Origin of the sequence: Streptosporangium brasiliense (genome assembly GCF_030811595.1) — a bacterium.
GTDB lineage: Bacteria > Actinomycetota > Actinomycetes > Streptosporangiales > Streptosporangiaceae > Streptosporangium > Streptosporangium brasiliense.
In genome coordinates this window covers 4,540,268-4,553,334 of record NZ_JAUSRB010000002.1, presented here as the reverse complement: position 1 = coordinate 4,553,334, position 13,067 = coordinate 4,540,268, and the positions used below count along the sequence as shown (strand labels likewise).

The window sequence follows — 13,067 nt, the reverse complement described above, 5'->3', positions numbered from 1 at the left end:
CTTGCCGAGGAGGCGGCGGCTGCCGTACGGTAAGCGGGAAAGCGCTTTCCATAGGAGGCTCAAGAAGATGTCCCCGCGAAGCATCGGCGTCGTGATGAACGGCGTCACCGGCCGGATGGGCTACCGCCAGCACCTGGTCCGATCGGTCCTGGCGATCAACGAGCAGGGCGGCGTGGCGCTGTCCGACGGCAGCCGGGTGACGCTCAAGCCGGTGCTGGTGGGCCGGAGCGCCGAGAAGCTGGAGAAGCTGGCCGGCGACCACGGCATCGCCGACTGGACCACCGACCTGGACGCCGCGCTGGCCGACGAGGGCAACCTCGTCTACTTCGACGCCCAGGTCACCCAGGCCCGGGTGAAGTCGGTGCTGAAGGCGATAGAGGCGGGCAAGCACGTCTACGCCGAGAAGCCGACCGCCGAGACCTTCGAGGACGCGCTGGCGCTGGCCGAGGCCGCGACCGCCAGGGGCGTGAAGAACGGCGTCGTGCAGGACAAGCTCTTCCTGCCGGGCCTGCTCAAGCTCAAGCGCCTGATCGACGGCGGCTTCTTCGGCCGGATCCTGTCGGTGCGCGGCGAGTTCGGCTACTGGGTCTTCGAGGGAGACTGGCAGGCCGCGCAGCGCCCGTCGTGGAACTACCGCGCCGAGGACGGCGGCGGCATCGTCCTCGACATGTTCCCGCACTGGGCCTACGTGCTGGAGAACCTCTTCGGCCAGGTGCGGTCGGTCTACGCCCAGGCCGTCACCCACATCCCCGAGCGCGTGGACGAGCAGGGCAGGACCTACCCGGCCACCGCCGACGACGCCGCCTACGGCGTCTTCGAGCTCGACAACGGCATCGTGGCCCAGATCAACTCCTCCTGGAACGTCAGGGTGAACCGGGACGAGCTGGTGGAGTTCCAGGTGGACGGCACGCACGGCAGCGCGGTCGCGGGCCTGCGCAACTGCCGCGTCCAGCACCGCGCCACCACCCCCAAGCCGGTCTGGAACCCCGACCTGCCCGTCACCGCGCGCTTCCGTGACGGCTGGCAGGAGGTGCCCGACAACGCCGAGTTCGACAACGGCTTCAAGATCCAGTGGGAGATGTTCGTCCGCCACGTGATCGAGGACGCGCCCTTCCCCCACGACTTCGCCTCCGGCGCGCGGGGCGTCCGCCTCGCCGAGCTGGGCCTGCGCTCCTCCGCCGAGGGCCGCCGCCTGCCGGTGGAGCCGTGATGAGGATCGCGCTGCCCGGCGGGGAGCACACCCTGCGCGAGCCGGTGACCTGGGCGGTGCCCGCCGGCCCCGCCAGGAGCCGCGTCGTCTACGCCGCCGCCCACGTCGTCGCCGACCCGCTCGGCGACAACACCCCCGGCTCCCCCGCCGCCGTCGACTGGGACGCCACGCTGCGCTTCCGCCGCCACCTGTGGTCACACGGCCTGCGGGTCGCCGACGCCATGGACACCGCCCAGCGCAACATGGGCCTGGACTGGGCGGCCACCCGCGAGCTGATCCGGCGCAGCGCCGCCGAGGCGGCCTCCTTCGGCACGGCCGCCACGCTGGTGGCCTGCGGCGCGGGCACCGACCACGCGCCGCGGGCGGCGACGCTGGAGGAGGTCGTGGCCGCCTACACCGAGCAGATCGAGACCGTGCGGGAGGCGGAGGCCGGCGTCATCGTCATGGCCAGCCGCCAGCTCGCCCGGATCGCGCGGGGGCCCGAGGACTACCACGCGGTCTACGGCAAGCTGCTCTCCCAGGTGGACCGCCCGGTGATCCTGCACTGGCTCGGCGAGATGTTCGACCCCCAGCTCGCGGGTTACTGGGGCTCGGCGGACGTGGCCGAGGCCACCGCGTCGTTCCTGGCGCTGATCGCCGAGCACGCGCCGATGGTGGAGGGCGTCAAGGTCTCGCTGCTGGACGCCGACCACGAGATCGGGCTGCGCGCGGCGCTGCCCGAGGGCGTCAGGCTGTACACCGGCGACGACTTCAACTACCCCTCGCTGATCAAGTCGGGCAGCCACGCGCTGCTGGGCATCTTCGACGCGATCGCCCCGGCCGCGGCGGCGGCCCTGCAGGCGCTCGACGCGGGCGATCTCGCGCGCTACGACGAGATCATGGACCCGACGGTCGCCCTCTCCCGGAAGATCTTCGAGACGCCGACCTACAACTACAAGACCGGCATCGTCTTCCTGGCCTGGCTCAACGGTCATCAGGACGCCTTCGCCATGGTCAACGGCGCCCAGGCGGCCCGCTCGCTCCCCCACCTGGCCGAGGTGTTCCGCCTGGCCGACCGGGCCGGGCTGCTGGCCGACCCCGAGCTGGCGGTCTCCCGGATGAGGTCCCTGCTGGCGGTGCACGGACTGTGAGCGCGGGAGCGGAGAGCGGACGGGACATGAGCCGTTTCGCGCTGAACCAGTGGACCACCCGGCGCTGGTCGGTGGCCGAGGCCGTCGACGGGTGCGTGCGGCACGGCGTCGAGGCGATCGGCCTGTGGCGGCAGAACGTCGCCGAGCAGGGGCTGGAGGAGACCGTCAAGCTCGTCGCGGACGCCGGGCTCCGGGTGTCGTCCCTGTGCCGGGGCGGTTTCCTGACCTCGGGGGACGCCCTCGACGACAACCGCAGGGCGATCGACGAGGCCGCCGCGCTGCGGGCCGCGTGCCTGGTCATGGTGGTCGGCGGCCTGCCGGGGGTGGTCCCCGGCGAACCCCTGGGCACGATCTCCCGTGACCTGGCGGGCGCCCGGGAACGGGTCGCCGAGGCGCTGGCCGTCCTGGCCCCCTACGCCGGCGAGCGCGGCGTCAGGCTGGCCCTGGAGCCGCTGCACCCGATGTACTGCGCCGACCGGGCCGTGCTGTCCACCCTCGGCCAGGCCCTGGACCTGGCCGAACCATACCCGGCCGAGCAGGTCGGCGTCATCGTCGACACCTTCCACGTCTGGTGGGACCCGCAGGTCTTCCAGCAGATCGCCAGGGCCGGGGAGCGGATCGCCGGCTACCAGGTGTGCGACTTCCTGTCGCCCCTGCCGGCCGACGTCCTGCTCGGCCGGGGCGTGATGGGCGACGGCGTGATCGACTTCGCGCCCCTGACCAGGGCGGTGACCGAGGCGGGCTACACCGGGGACATCGAGGTGGAGATCTTCAACGCCGACGTGTGGGCCGCCGACCCCGACGAGGTGCTGTCGCGGATCATGGCCAGGTACGGCGAGCTGATCGGCGGCTGAGACCCGGGGGGACGTGTCCGCCCGCTCCGGACGACCGCTCCGCGTTGGAGTCATGAGGCGGATGAACGTACGGTAAGGACATGACGATCGCAGGCAGCGAAGCCAGCCCCGCCGTACAGCGGCCGGCGGAACATGTGATGGCTGTATTCGAAGCGATCCAGGAGTGGGAGGCCGCCAACCCGGGGTCGTCCCCGTCCGGACAAGGACAGGCGATCCTGTGGGCTCTCGGCAAGAGTGAGCAGGCGCCCGTCAGCGGCCGCCCGACGACGGGAGCCCCGCCGACCCTCGCCGAGGCGCGCGCGGAGATCGACGCCGCCGAACGGGTCCCGCGCGAGGGCCGGGTGGTCCCGGCCGACGGGGTCATCAGCATCCTGCACTGGCTGATCGGTGTCAGGGACACGGTGCCGATGCCCGGCCGCCGCTCCTCCGAAGGATGGGGACATCTGGTCGGCGGCCGCGGGGTGATCGTGCGCACCGAGGCGGAGATCGGCCGGATCGCCGAGCTGGCCCGGGCGGGCCAGGCGGGCACCTCCGGCGAGCCGGACAGGGCGTGGTGCTCCGGGACGGCCGCCGTGTGCGAATGGGTGCTCGGCACCCGTCGGAAGTCACCCGTCCGGAACACGCCGCGGCCCATTCACGGGCCGACCGGGCTCAACCTCGGGATGGAGGAGAGCGCGGCCGAGGACGTCTCCCGGCAGCTCGGCCGGGGCCGCCAGCACCCTCCCGGCTACGGCGACGGGGTCGTCCGCACGATCCGCTGGCTGCGGGGGCAGCTCACCGTCCCGCCCGTGAACGAGCAGGGAAGGCCGGCCTCCGGCGGCCGCTGACCGTCCCTCACGGCGCCACCGGACCGGACCTCCGCGGATGTCCGGTCCGGATCCCCGTCACGGGCCGGCCACCGGGCTCGGGCCGACGGAGCCGTCCCGGCCGGGGCGGGCCGGGGCGGGCCGGAGCGGCGACCCGGACCGCGAGAGACGGCCTCACCGGGACCGGAAGGGCTCCCGCCTGCCACGGCGCGCTCAGGCCGGCCCGCGGGTGCTCTCCCGCAGAGCCACCTCTAGGGCTCCCGCGTGCCGCGGGGCGCTCAGGCCGGTCGGCGGGTGCTCTCCCGCAGGACCACCTCTCCGGCCACGGGCTCGACCCGGACCTCCGGGGCCGCGTCCAGGGCCAGCTCCAGCGCGCGGGCGCCCATGTCGGCCAGCGGCAGCCGTACCGTGGACAGCGCCGGGACCAGGTCGCGCAGGGTGGCGATGTCGTCGAAGCCCGCCACGGAGATGTCGTCCGGCACCCGCACACCCCGGTCCCGGAAGGAGGCCAGCGCGCCCACGGCCATCACGTCGTTGACGGCGAACACGCACGTGGCGCCGGAGACCTCGGCCGCCGCCGCGTAGCCGCCGTCCCGGTCGAAGGAGCCGTGCACGATCTGCGGCGCGGGCAGGCCGAGCCCGGCGAGCGCCCCGGCGAACCCCGCCACCCGGTCGCGGGCCGTGATCAGCCCGGCGGGGCCCGCGAGCACGGCGAAGCGCCGGTGGCCCAGCCCGGCCAGGGACCGGGCCAGCGCGGCGGCGCCCTCGTGGTTGCCCGGCACCACCGTGTCGGCGCCGAGCAGGTCCTGGCCGACACAGGCCACCCGGCCGCCGGTCTCCCGGTAGCGGTCGAGCTCCTCCCGGAGCCGGCGGGTCACCAGGGGGTCGGCGACCCGGGAGCCGGCGAGCAGCACCGCGCAGACCCGCTGCGCGTTCAGGGTCGAGACGTAGGCGATCTCCCGTTCGGGGTCACGGTGCGTGGTGCCGACCATGACCACGAGCTCCTGGCTCTCGGCCACCCGCATGGCCCCGTCCGCGAGCGCGGCGAAGTAGGGGTCGGTAAGATCGTGGACCACCAGCCCGATCACGTTGCTGGCCCCCCGGGCCAGCGTCTGGGCGGCCACGTTGGTCCGGTAGCCGAGCTGGGCGGCGGCCAGTTCCACCTTGGCCCGCAGGGACGCCCCCACCTGACGGGTGCTCCCGTTGAGCACCCGCGACGCCGTGGCGAGCGAGACGCCTGCCCGCCGGGCGACATCTTCCAGCGTGACCATCGGCAACCTCCAGGGAAAGCGTTTTCCCAGTCTGCCAGAGTCGGCCCCCTCCCGCATCCCGGACCCGCCGGACACCCTGGCCGCGCGGAGTATTGTTACTGACCAGTAGCATAGGGGGGAAGCTACCCAGCAACGAGGAGCGAACCCCGTGCCTTCCTCTCGTGACGTCGTATTCGTCGACGGTGTGCGCACGCCGTTCGGCAAGTCGGGCCCCAAGGGGCTGTATGCCGAGACGCGCGCCGACGATCTGGTGATCCGCGTCATCCGCGAGCTGATCCGGCGTAATCCGAACCTGCCGCCGGAGCGCGTCGACGAAGTGGCCATCGCGGCCACCACGCAGATCGGCGACCAGGGCCTGACCATCGGCCGCTCCGCCGCGGTGCTGGCCGGACTGCCCAAGAGCGTGCCCGGCTACTCCATCGACCGCATGTGCGCCGGCGCCATGACCGCCGTGACCTCGGTCGCCGGAGGCATCGCCTTCGGCGCCTACGACGTCGCCATCGCCGGCGGCGTCGAGCACATGGGCCGCCACCCGATGGGCGAGGGCGTGGACCCCAACCCCCGGTTCCTGGCCGAGCAGCTCGTGGACGGCTCCGCCCTGGTCATGGGCATGACCGCGGAGAACCTGCACGACCGCTACCCCACCATCACCAAGCAGCGCGCGGACGCCTTCGCCCTCGCCTCGCAGGAGAAGGTCGCCAAGGCCTACGCCGACGGCAGGATCCAGCCCGACCTGGTCCCGATGGCCACCCGGTCGGCGGAGCAGGGCTGGGGCCTGGCCACCGCCGACGAGGCCCCCCGCCCCGGCACCACCCTGGAGGGGCTCGCCGCGCTGAAGACCCCCTTCCGCCCGCACGGCCGGGTCACCGCGGGCAACGCCTCCGGCATCAACGACGGCGCGACCGGCTGCATCGTGGCCGCCTCCGACGTCGCCGAGGAGCTCGGCCTGGCGCCCAAGATGCGCCTGGTCTCCTACGCCTTCGCCGGCGTGGACCCCGAGGTCATGGGGGTCGGCCCGATCCCGTCCACCGAGCGGGCGCTCCGCCTGGCCGGGCTCTCCATCTCCGACATCGGCCTGTTCGAGATCAACGAGGCCTTCGCCGTGCAGGTGCTGGCGTTCCTGGAGCACTTCGGCATCGCCGACGACGACGCCCGCGTCAACCCCTACGGCGGCGCGATCGCCTTCGGTCACCCGCTGGCCTCCTCGGGCGTGCGGCTGATGACGCAGCTGGCGCGCGAGTTCGGCGAGCGCCCCGACGTCCGGTACGGCGTGACCACGATGTGCGTCGGCATGGGCATGGGCGGGACGGTCATCTGGGAGAACCTGGGCTGGGAAGGTAACAAGTGACGGACATCAAGGAACTGTTCGCCGACGAGGTCGTCACCAAGGCGATCGTCCGCGACGTGGAACTGCCCTACGGCGCGGGCACCATGGCGCTGATCACGCTGGACAACGGCTTCGACCACACCAAGCCGTCCACGTTCGGCCCCGGGGGGCTCACCTCCCTGAACGAGGCTCTCGACTCGATCGCCGGCCGCGGGGACCTGGCGGCCGTGGGCGTCATCGGCAAGCCGTTCATCTTCGCGGTGGGCGCCGACCTCAAGGGCGCCGCCACGGTCGCCGAGCGGGAGCAGGCGCTCGCGATCGGCAGGCTGGGCCACGAGGTGTTCCGCCGCCTCGGCGAGCTGGAGGTGCCGTCGTTCGCGTTCGTCAACGGCGCGGCGATGGGCGGCGGCCTGGAGGTCGCCCTCCACTGCACCTACCGGACCATCTCCTCCGGCGTGCCCGCGGTGGCCCTGCCCGAGTGCTTCCTCGGCCTGGTGCCCGGCTGGGGCGGCACCCAGCTGCTGCCCCGTCTGATCGGCCCGGCCGCGGCCATCAAGCTGATCATCGAGAACCCGCTCTCGCAGAACCGCATGATCAAGGGCCGGGACGCCTTCGCGGCCGGTGTCGCCGACGCGATGTTCGAGCCGGCCGACTTCCTGGAGGAGTCGCTGCGCTGGGCGGCCCGGGTGCTGCGCGGCGAGGTGACCGTCTCCCGCGCCGACCACACCGCCGACGACTGGTCCAAGACCGTCGCCGACGCCCGTTTCCTGGTCGACATGAAGCTGCACGGCGCCTCCCCCGCCCCCTACCGGGCGCTGGAGCTGATCGAGCTGGCCCGCACCGCCTCGCGTGAGGAGGGCTTCGCCGCCGAGGACCGGGCGCTGGCCGACCTCCTCATGGGCGACGAGCTCCGCGCCGGCCTCTACTCCTTCGACCTGGTGCAGCGCCGGGCCAAGAAGCCCGCCGGAGCCCCCGACAAGGCCCTGGCCCGCAAGGTCACCAAGGTGGGCGTCGTCGGCGCGGGTCTGATGGCCTCGCAGATGGCGCTGCTGTTCGCCCGCCGCCTGGAGGTCCCGGTCGTGCTGACCGACCTGGACCAGGCCCGGCTGGACAAGGGCGTCGGCTACGTCCACGCCGAGATCGACAAGCTGCTGGGCAAGGGCCGGATCTCCGGCGACCAGGCCAACCGGCTCAAGGCCCTGGTGACCGGCTCGCTGACCAAGGACGCCTTCGCCGACGCCGACTTCGTCATCGAAGCCGTCTTCGAGGACCTGAAGGTCAAGCAGAAGGTGTTCGCCGAGGTGGAGGAGGTCGTCTCGGCCGAGTGCGTGCTGGCCACCAACACCTCCTCGCTGTCGCTGACCGAGATGGCCGCCGCGCTGCGGCACCCCGAGCGGGTCGTGGGCTTCCACTTCTTCAACCCGGTGGCCGTGATGCCGCTGCTGGAGATCATCCGGGGCGCCGAGACCGACGACGCGACGCTGGCCACGGCCTTCGCCGTCGGCAGGTCGCTGAAGAAGTCGTCGGTGCTGGTCAAGGACGCGCCCGCGTTCGTGGTCAACCGGCTGCTGACCCGCTTCATGGGCGAGGTCATCGGCGCCGTCGACGAGGGCACCCCGCTGGAGGTCGCCGACCACGCGCTGGACGGGCTCGGCCTGCCGATGACCCCGTTCACGCTGCTGCAGCTCGTCGGCCCGGCCGTCGCGCTGCACGTCGCCGAGACCATGCACGCGGCCTTCCCGTCCCGCTACGGGGTGTCGGACAACCTCGCCAGGCTGGTCGCGGCCGGCAAGCCCGGCGTCTACGCGCCGGACTTCTCGCTGGACGCCGAGGCGGTGGCCCTCTTCTCCGGCGGGACCTCCCCGTCGACCGCCGAGGAGGTACGGCTGCGCGCGCTGCGGGCGCTCGCCGAGGAGGTCCGCATCATGCTCGACGAGGGCGTGGTCGCGGCCGCCCAGGACATCGACCTGTGCATGATCCTCGGCGCGGGCTGGCCGTTCCACCTGGGCGGCATCACCCCGTATCTGGACCGGGCCGGGATCGCCGAGCCGCGTTTCCTGCCGCCGGGCGTGGCCTCCGTCCCCGCCTAGCCGCCTCCTGGAGCGGCCTGTACGGGCCGGGCCGTCCACCCGCGGCTCCCTCCCGGCCGTGACCCGCTCACCGGCCGGGAGGGAGCTCCGGGCGCCTGCCCGCGCCGGGGCCGCCGCCCGGCCGGGCCGTACTCCGTGCCGTCCGCGGGCGGACCCGGCCGCGGCGGCTACCGGCCCGTCAGCGGCTGCCGCGCCACCCGGCTGTGGCGGTAGCCGTAGGTGACGTAGACGACGACGCCGATGATCATCCAGACGACGAACCTGAGCCAGGTCTCCACCGGCAGGTTGAGCATGAGGTAGAGGCAGGCCAGCACCGACAGGATCGGCACCAGCGGGACCAGCGGGGTGCGGAAGGAGCGCGGGAGGTCGGGGCGGGTGCGCCGCAGGATGACCACCGCGATCGAGACGATCACGAACGCGAAGAGCGTGCCGATGTTGACCAGCTCGGCGATCGTCGACAGCGGCACCAACCCCGCCAGGACCGCCACGATGACGCCCATCAGGATGGTGATCCGGTACGGCGTGCCGAACCGCGGGTGCACCTTGGACAGCCCGCGCGGCAGCAGGTTGTCGCGGGACATCGCGAACAGCACCCGCGACTGGCCCAGCATGAGGATCATCACGACGGTGGTCAGACCGGCCAGGGCGCCGATGCTGATGAGCGTCGCCGCCCAGGTCTGGCCGACCGCCTTGAACGCGTCCGCCAGCGGCGCGGCCTCGCTGAGCTGCGAGTAGGGCTGCATGCCGACGACGACCAGGGAGACGGCGACGTACAGCACGGTGCAGATGACGAGCGAGGCGATGATGCCGATCGGCAGGTCCCGCTGGGGGTTGCGGGTCTCCTCCGCCGCGGTGGCCACCACGTCGAAGCCGATGTAGGCGAAGAACACGATCGCCGCGGCGCTGAAGATGCCCAGCACGCCGAAGGCGACGGGGGTGATCCCGAACAGCACCTGGATCAGCGGCGCCGCCAGGCCCCCCACCGCGGGGGTGGGCTTGGCCGGCGGGATGAACGGGGTGTAGTTGGCCCCGTTGATGAAGAACAGCCCCGCCACGATGACGAGCAGCACCACCGCGATCTTGATCGTGACGACGACCAGGTTGAACCGGGAGGAGAGCTTGATCCCGGCGACCAGGATCGCGGTGAGCGCCAGCACGACCAGCGCCGCCGGCAGGTTGAAGGTCGCCCCCTCCCCGGCGATCGCACTGGGCAGCGTTATCCCCAGGGACGACAGCAGCGAGGTCAGGTAGCCCGACCAGCCGACCGCCACGACCGCGGCGCCCAGCGCCATCTCCAGGGTCAGGTCCCAGCCGATGATCCAGGCGGGGAACTCACCGAGCGTGGCGAAGGAGAAGGTGTAGGCCGAGCCCGCCACCGGCACGGTGGAGGCGAACTCCGCGTAGCAGAGCGCGGCCAGCGCGCAGACGATCCCGGCGGCCACGAACGACAGGGCGACCGCGGGACCGGCCAGGTCCCTGGCCACCCGGCCGGTGAGGACGAAGATGCCGGTCCCCACGATGACGCCGATACCGAAGACGGTCAGGTCGATGGCGGAGAGGTCCTTGCGCAGCCGATGCTCGGGCTCTTCGGTGTCGCGGATCGACTGTTCTATCGACTTGACGCGGAAAACCTCCATGGGATCCCCCTTGACCATCTGGAGTCGTTGTCATCCACAGATCAAGTCATGCCCATCTGATCAACGGCTGAACGGTGGACTAGGGGTTCTTTCGGGGAAAGTCCCGATGCCCCGGGCCCCTCCGGCGCGGCAACATCAGGTCATGCTCTTGGACATGCTGGGACAGTTAGACCCATATCTGGTCGGCGCGGTGCTGCTGGTGGTGCTGGCGCTGGACGGTTCCCTACTGATCGGGGCCGTGCTCCCCGGGGACGCGGCGATCGTCGTGGCGGGGACGGCGCTGACGGGTCCCGCCGAAATCGTGGTGGCGGCGGTCGCCGGGGTGGCCGGATGCTACCTGGGTGCCACCGGCGGCTGGCTGATCGGCCGCCGGTACGGCTCGCGCGTGCGCCACAGCAGGGCCGGGCGCTGGATCGGCGAGCACCGCTGGGCCCGGGCCGAGCGGCTGGCCACCGGCGAGGGCGGCGGCCCCGCCCTCGCCGCCGCCTACTTCCTGCCCGTGGTCAACTCGCTGACCCCCATCCTCGCCGGGACCCTCGGCATGCCCTACCGCCGGTTCATCCGCTGGGCGCTGGCCGGCGGCACGGTCTGGGTGAGCACCTATCTGGTGCTCGGCTCCCTCGCGGGCGACTTCGTCCGGCACAACGAGCACCTGACGGTGCCGATCGCCGGATGCCTCGCCATCCTGGCCGCCGGCCTCATGGTGATCGGTCGGCGGGTCCGGGCGGCCAGGGCCGTCGCGGTCAGCCAGGTCAGTCAGGGCAGCGAGGTCAGCGAGCCGGGTGGTTCTCCAGCACCGCGGACCGCTTCGCCACCGCCTCGGTGATCTCGCGGGCGATGTCCTGCGAGTTCAGGCCGATCTCGTTGAGGATCTTCGCCCGCTTGGCGTGGTCGAGGAAGCGCTGCGGGATGCCGTAGGTGCGGACCGGGACGTCCACGTCGGCGTCGCGCAGCATGCGGGCGACCGCGTCACCGACGCCGCCCACCCGGCCGTTGTCCTCGACCACCACGACCAGCTTGTGCGCGCCGGCGGCCAGCACCAGCGCCTCGTCCAGCGGCTTGACCCAGCGCGGGTCCACCACGGTGGCCGAGATCCCCTGCGCGTCGAGCAGGGCGGCGGCCTCCAGGCACAGCTCGGCCATCGGGCCGACGGAGACGATCAGCACGTCGGCGTCGCCGGCGCGCAGCACGTCCATCCCGCCGAGCTGCCCGACCGCCTCGATCTCGGTGGCCACCGGCCCCTTGGGGTAGCGGACGACGGTGGGGCCGTCGTCGACGGCCACCGCCTCGGCCAGCAGCTCGCGCAGGCGTGGCTCGTCACGCGGGACCGCGACGGACAGGCCCGGGACGACCTGGAGGATCGACAGGTCCCACATGCCGTTGTGGCTGGCGCCGTCGTCGCCGGTGACGCCCGCCCGGTCGAGCACGACCGTGACCGGCAGCCGGTGCAGGGCGACGTCCATGAGGAGCTGGTCGAAGGCCCGGTTGAGGAAGGTCGCGTAGACCGCCACCACCGGGTGGAGCCCGCCGAGCGCCAGGCCGGCGGCGCTGGTCAGGGCGTGCTGCTCGGCGATGCCGACGTCGTAGAGGCGGTCGGGGTAGGCCTCGGAGAACGGGATCAGGCCGGTCGGGCCGAGCATCGCGGCGGTGATCGCCACGATGTCCTGCCGTTCGGCGCCCAGCCGTACGATCTCCTGGCTGAAGACGTTGGTCCAGCCGTGCGGCTTGGGCTTCTCCTCACCGGTCAGCGGGTCGAAGACGCCCGGCGAGTGGAAGCAGTCCTCGTCGTGGTTCTCGGCGAAGGAGTAGCCGAAGCCCTTCTTGGTGAGCACGTGGACGATGACCGGGCGGCGGAAGCCGCGGGCCTTGCGCAGCGCGGTCTCCACGGCCTGCTCGTCGTGGCCGTCGACCAGCCCGATGTATTTCAGGCCGAGGTCCTCGAACATGACCTGCGGGGCCAGGACGTCCTTGATGCCCTTCTTCACGCCGTGCAGCGCGTCGTAGACCGGGGGCCCCACCACCGGGACCTTCGTCAGGTTGTCCTTGACGAACTCCAGCACGTCCTCGTAGCGCTGGGTGGCGCGCAGCGAGGCCAGGTGCGAGGCGAGGCCGCCGATGGTCGGCGAGTAGGAGCGGCCGTTGTCGTTGACCACGATGATCAGCGGCAGGTCCTTGTGCGCGGCGATGTTGTTGAGCGCCTCCCAGGCCATGCCCCCGGTGAGCGCCCCGTCGCCGATCACCGCCACGACCGTGCGGTCGGCCTCACGGCGCAGCTTGTAGGCCTTGGCCAGGCCGTCGGCGTACGACAGCGCGGTCGAGGCGTGGGAGTTCTCGATGATGTCGTGCTCGGACTCCGCCTGGCTCGGGTAGCCCGACAGGCCGCCCTCCTGGCGGAGCGTCTCGAACCGCCCGGCGCGGCCGGTGAGCATCTTGTGGACGTACGCCTGGTGACCGGTGTCCCAGAGGATGCGGTCGCGCGGCGAGTCGAAGACCCGGTGCAGGGCGATCGTGAGCTCGACCACGCCGAGGTTGGGCCCCAGGTGGCCTCCGATGCGGGCCGTGGAGCTGACCAGCAGGTCGCGGATCTCGGCGGCGAGCCGGGGCAGCTCCTCGGCTCCCAGCAGCTTCAGGTCCCGTGGCCCCTTGACCGATTCCAGAAGACTGCCAGGCCGTCCGGTCCGCTCACTCACGGAATCATCCCCTCTGTCCAGTCAGCATCAGACCGAGTCTAGTTCGCGCGGC

10 protein-coding genes are annotated in these 13,067 nt (G+C 72.3%); 7 read left to right on the top strand and 3 right to left on the bottom strand.

Translation table 11 applies throughout. The features are described from left to right. The first annotated feature begins 67 nt into the window (after positions 1-67). The 4 genes from J2S55_RS29505 (at position 68) to J2S55_RS29490 (ending at position 4,021) form a co-directional block, all read left to right on the top strand. Positions 68-1,210 (top strand): Gfo/Idh/MocA family protein, encoded by a 1,143-nt coding sequence (locus tag J2S55_RS29505; RefSeq protein WP_306867689.1) that lies wholly within the window; start codon positions 68-70, stop codon positions 1,208-1,210. Continuing rightward, positions 1,210-2,340: a dihydrodipicolinate synthase family protein gene (locus tag J2S55_RS29500; RefSeq protein ID WP_306867687.1), complete on the top strand. Its 1,131-nt coding sequence runs from the start codon at positions 1,210-1,212 to the stop codon at positions 2,338-2,340. Before J2S55_RS29505 ends, J2S55_RS29500 begins: the two co-directional genes overlap by 1 nt. Before the next feature lie 26 nt (positions 2,341-2,366). Continuing rightward, positions 2,367-3,194, top strand: a complete 828-nt coding sequence (locus J2S55_RS29495; RefSeq protein ID WP_306867685.1) for a sugar phosphate isomerase/epimerase family protein — start codon at positions 2,367-2,369, stop codon at positions 3,192-3,194. A gap of 137 nt (positions 3,195-3,331) precedes the next feature. After that, positions 3,332-4,021 carry a hypothetical protein gene (locus J2S55_RS29490; RefSeq protein WP_306867683.1) on the top strand — a complete coding sequence of 230 codons (690 nt, stop codon included), beginning with the start codon at positions 3,332-3,334 and terminating at the stop codon, positions 4,019-4,021. Positions 4,022-4,278: 257 nt separating this feature from the next. On the opposite strand, the gene J2S55_RS29485 is transcribed toward J2S55_RS29490, so the two are convergent. Beyond that, positions 4,279-5,271 carry a LacI family DNA-binding transcriptional regulator gene (locus tag J2S55_RS29485; RefSeq protein ID WP_306867682.1) on the bottom strand — a complete coding sequence of 331 codons (993 nt, stop codon included), beginning with the start codon at positions 5,269-5,271 and terminating at the stop codon, positions 4,279-4,281. 148 nt (positions 5,272-5,419) lie between these two features. Here J2S55_RS29485 and J2S55_RS29480 point away from each other — a divergent pair, with 148 nt between their 5' ends. Both J2S55_RS29480 and J2S55_RS29475 read left to right on the top strand, forming a co-directional pair. After that, positions 5,420-6,619, top strand: coding sequence for a thiolase family protein (locus J2S55_RS29480; RefSeq protein ID WP_306867681.1), 1,200 nt, complete (start codon positions 5,420-5,422; stop codon positions 6,617-6,619). Further along, positions 6,616-8,688 carry a 3-hydroxyacyl-CoA dehydrogenase NAD-binding domain-containing protein gene (locus tag J2S55_RS29475; protein ID WP_306867680.1) on the top strand — a complete coding sequence of 691 codons (2,073 nt, stop codon included), beginning with the start codon at positions 6,616-6,618 and terminating at the stop codon, positions 8,686-8,688. Before J2S55_RS29480 ends, J2S55_RS29475 begins: the two co-directional genes overlap by 4 nt. Before the next feature lie 167 nt (positions 8,689-8,855). Here the strand turns inward: J2S55_RS29475 and J2S55_RS29470 are convergent, their stop codons facing one another. Further along, complete coding sequence (locus tag J2S55_RS29470; RefSeq protein WP_306867678.1) at positions 8,856-10,325, bottom strand: amino acid permease; 1,470 nt, start codon at positions 10,323-10,325, stop codon at positions 8,856-8,858. A 154-nt stretch (positions 10,326-10,479) separates the two neighbouring features. Here J2S55_RS29470 and J2S55_RS29465 point away from each other — a divergent pair, with 154 nt between their 5' ends. Further along, complete coding sequence (locus J2S55_RS29465; RefSeq protein WP_306867676.1) at positions 10,480-11,151, top strand: DedA family protein; 672 nt, start codon at positions 10,480-10,482, stop codon at positions 11,149-11,151. On the opposite strand, the gene dxs is transcribed toward J2S55_RS29465, so the two are convergent. Then, on the bottom strand, positions 11,096-13,015 hold the full coding sequence (gene dxs, locus J2S55_RS29460) for a 1-deoxy-D-xylulose-5-phosphate synthase (protein ID WP_306867674.1): 1,920 nt from the start codon (positions 13,013-13,015) through the stop codon (positions 11,096-11,098). The two genes, J2S55_RS29465 and dxs, sit on opposite strands and share 56 nt — an antisense overlap. Positions 13,016-13,067 lie beyond the last annotated feature (52 nt).

Coding starts and splice junctions, on each gene's coding strand:
- J2S55_RS29505 (WP_306867689.1), top strand. CDS start 68: ATGTCCCCGCGAAGCATCGGCGTCGTGATGAACGGCGTCACCGGCCGG.
- J2S55_RS29500 (WP_306867687.1), top strand. CDS start 1,210: ATGAGGATCGCGCTGCCCGGCGGGGAGCACACCCTGCGCGAGCCGGTG.
- J2S55_RS29495 (WP_306867685.1), top strand. CDS start 2,367: ATGAGCCGTTTCGCGCTGAACCAGTGGACCACCCGGCGCTGGTCGGTG.
- J2S55_RS29490 (WP_306867683.1), top strand. CDS start 3,332: ATGGCTGTATTCGAAGCGATCCAGGAGTGGGAGGCCGCCAACCCGGGG.
- J2S55_RS29485 (WP_306867682.1), bottom strand. CDS start 5,271: ATGGTCACGCTGGAAGATGTCGCCCGGCGGGCAGGCGTCTCGCTCGCC.
- J2S55_RS29470 (WP_306867678.1), bottom strand. CDS start 10,325: ATGGAGGTTTTCCGCGTCAAGTCGATAGAACAGTCGATCCGCGACACC.
- J2S55_RS29465 (WP_306867676.1), top strand. CDS start 10,480: ATGCTGGGACAGTTAGACCCATATCTGGTCGGCGCGGTGCTGCTGGTG.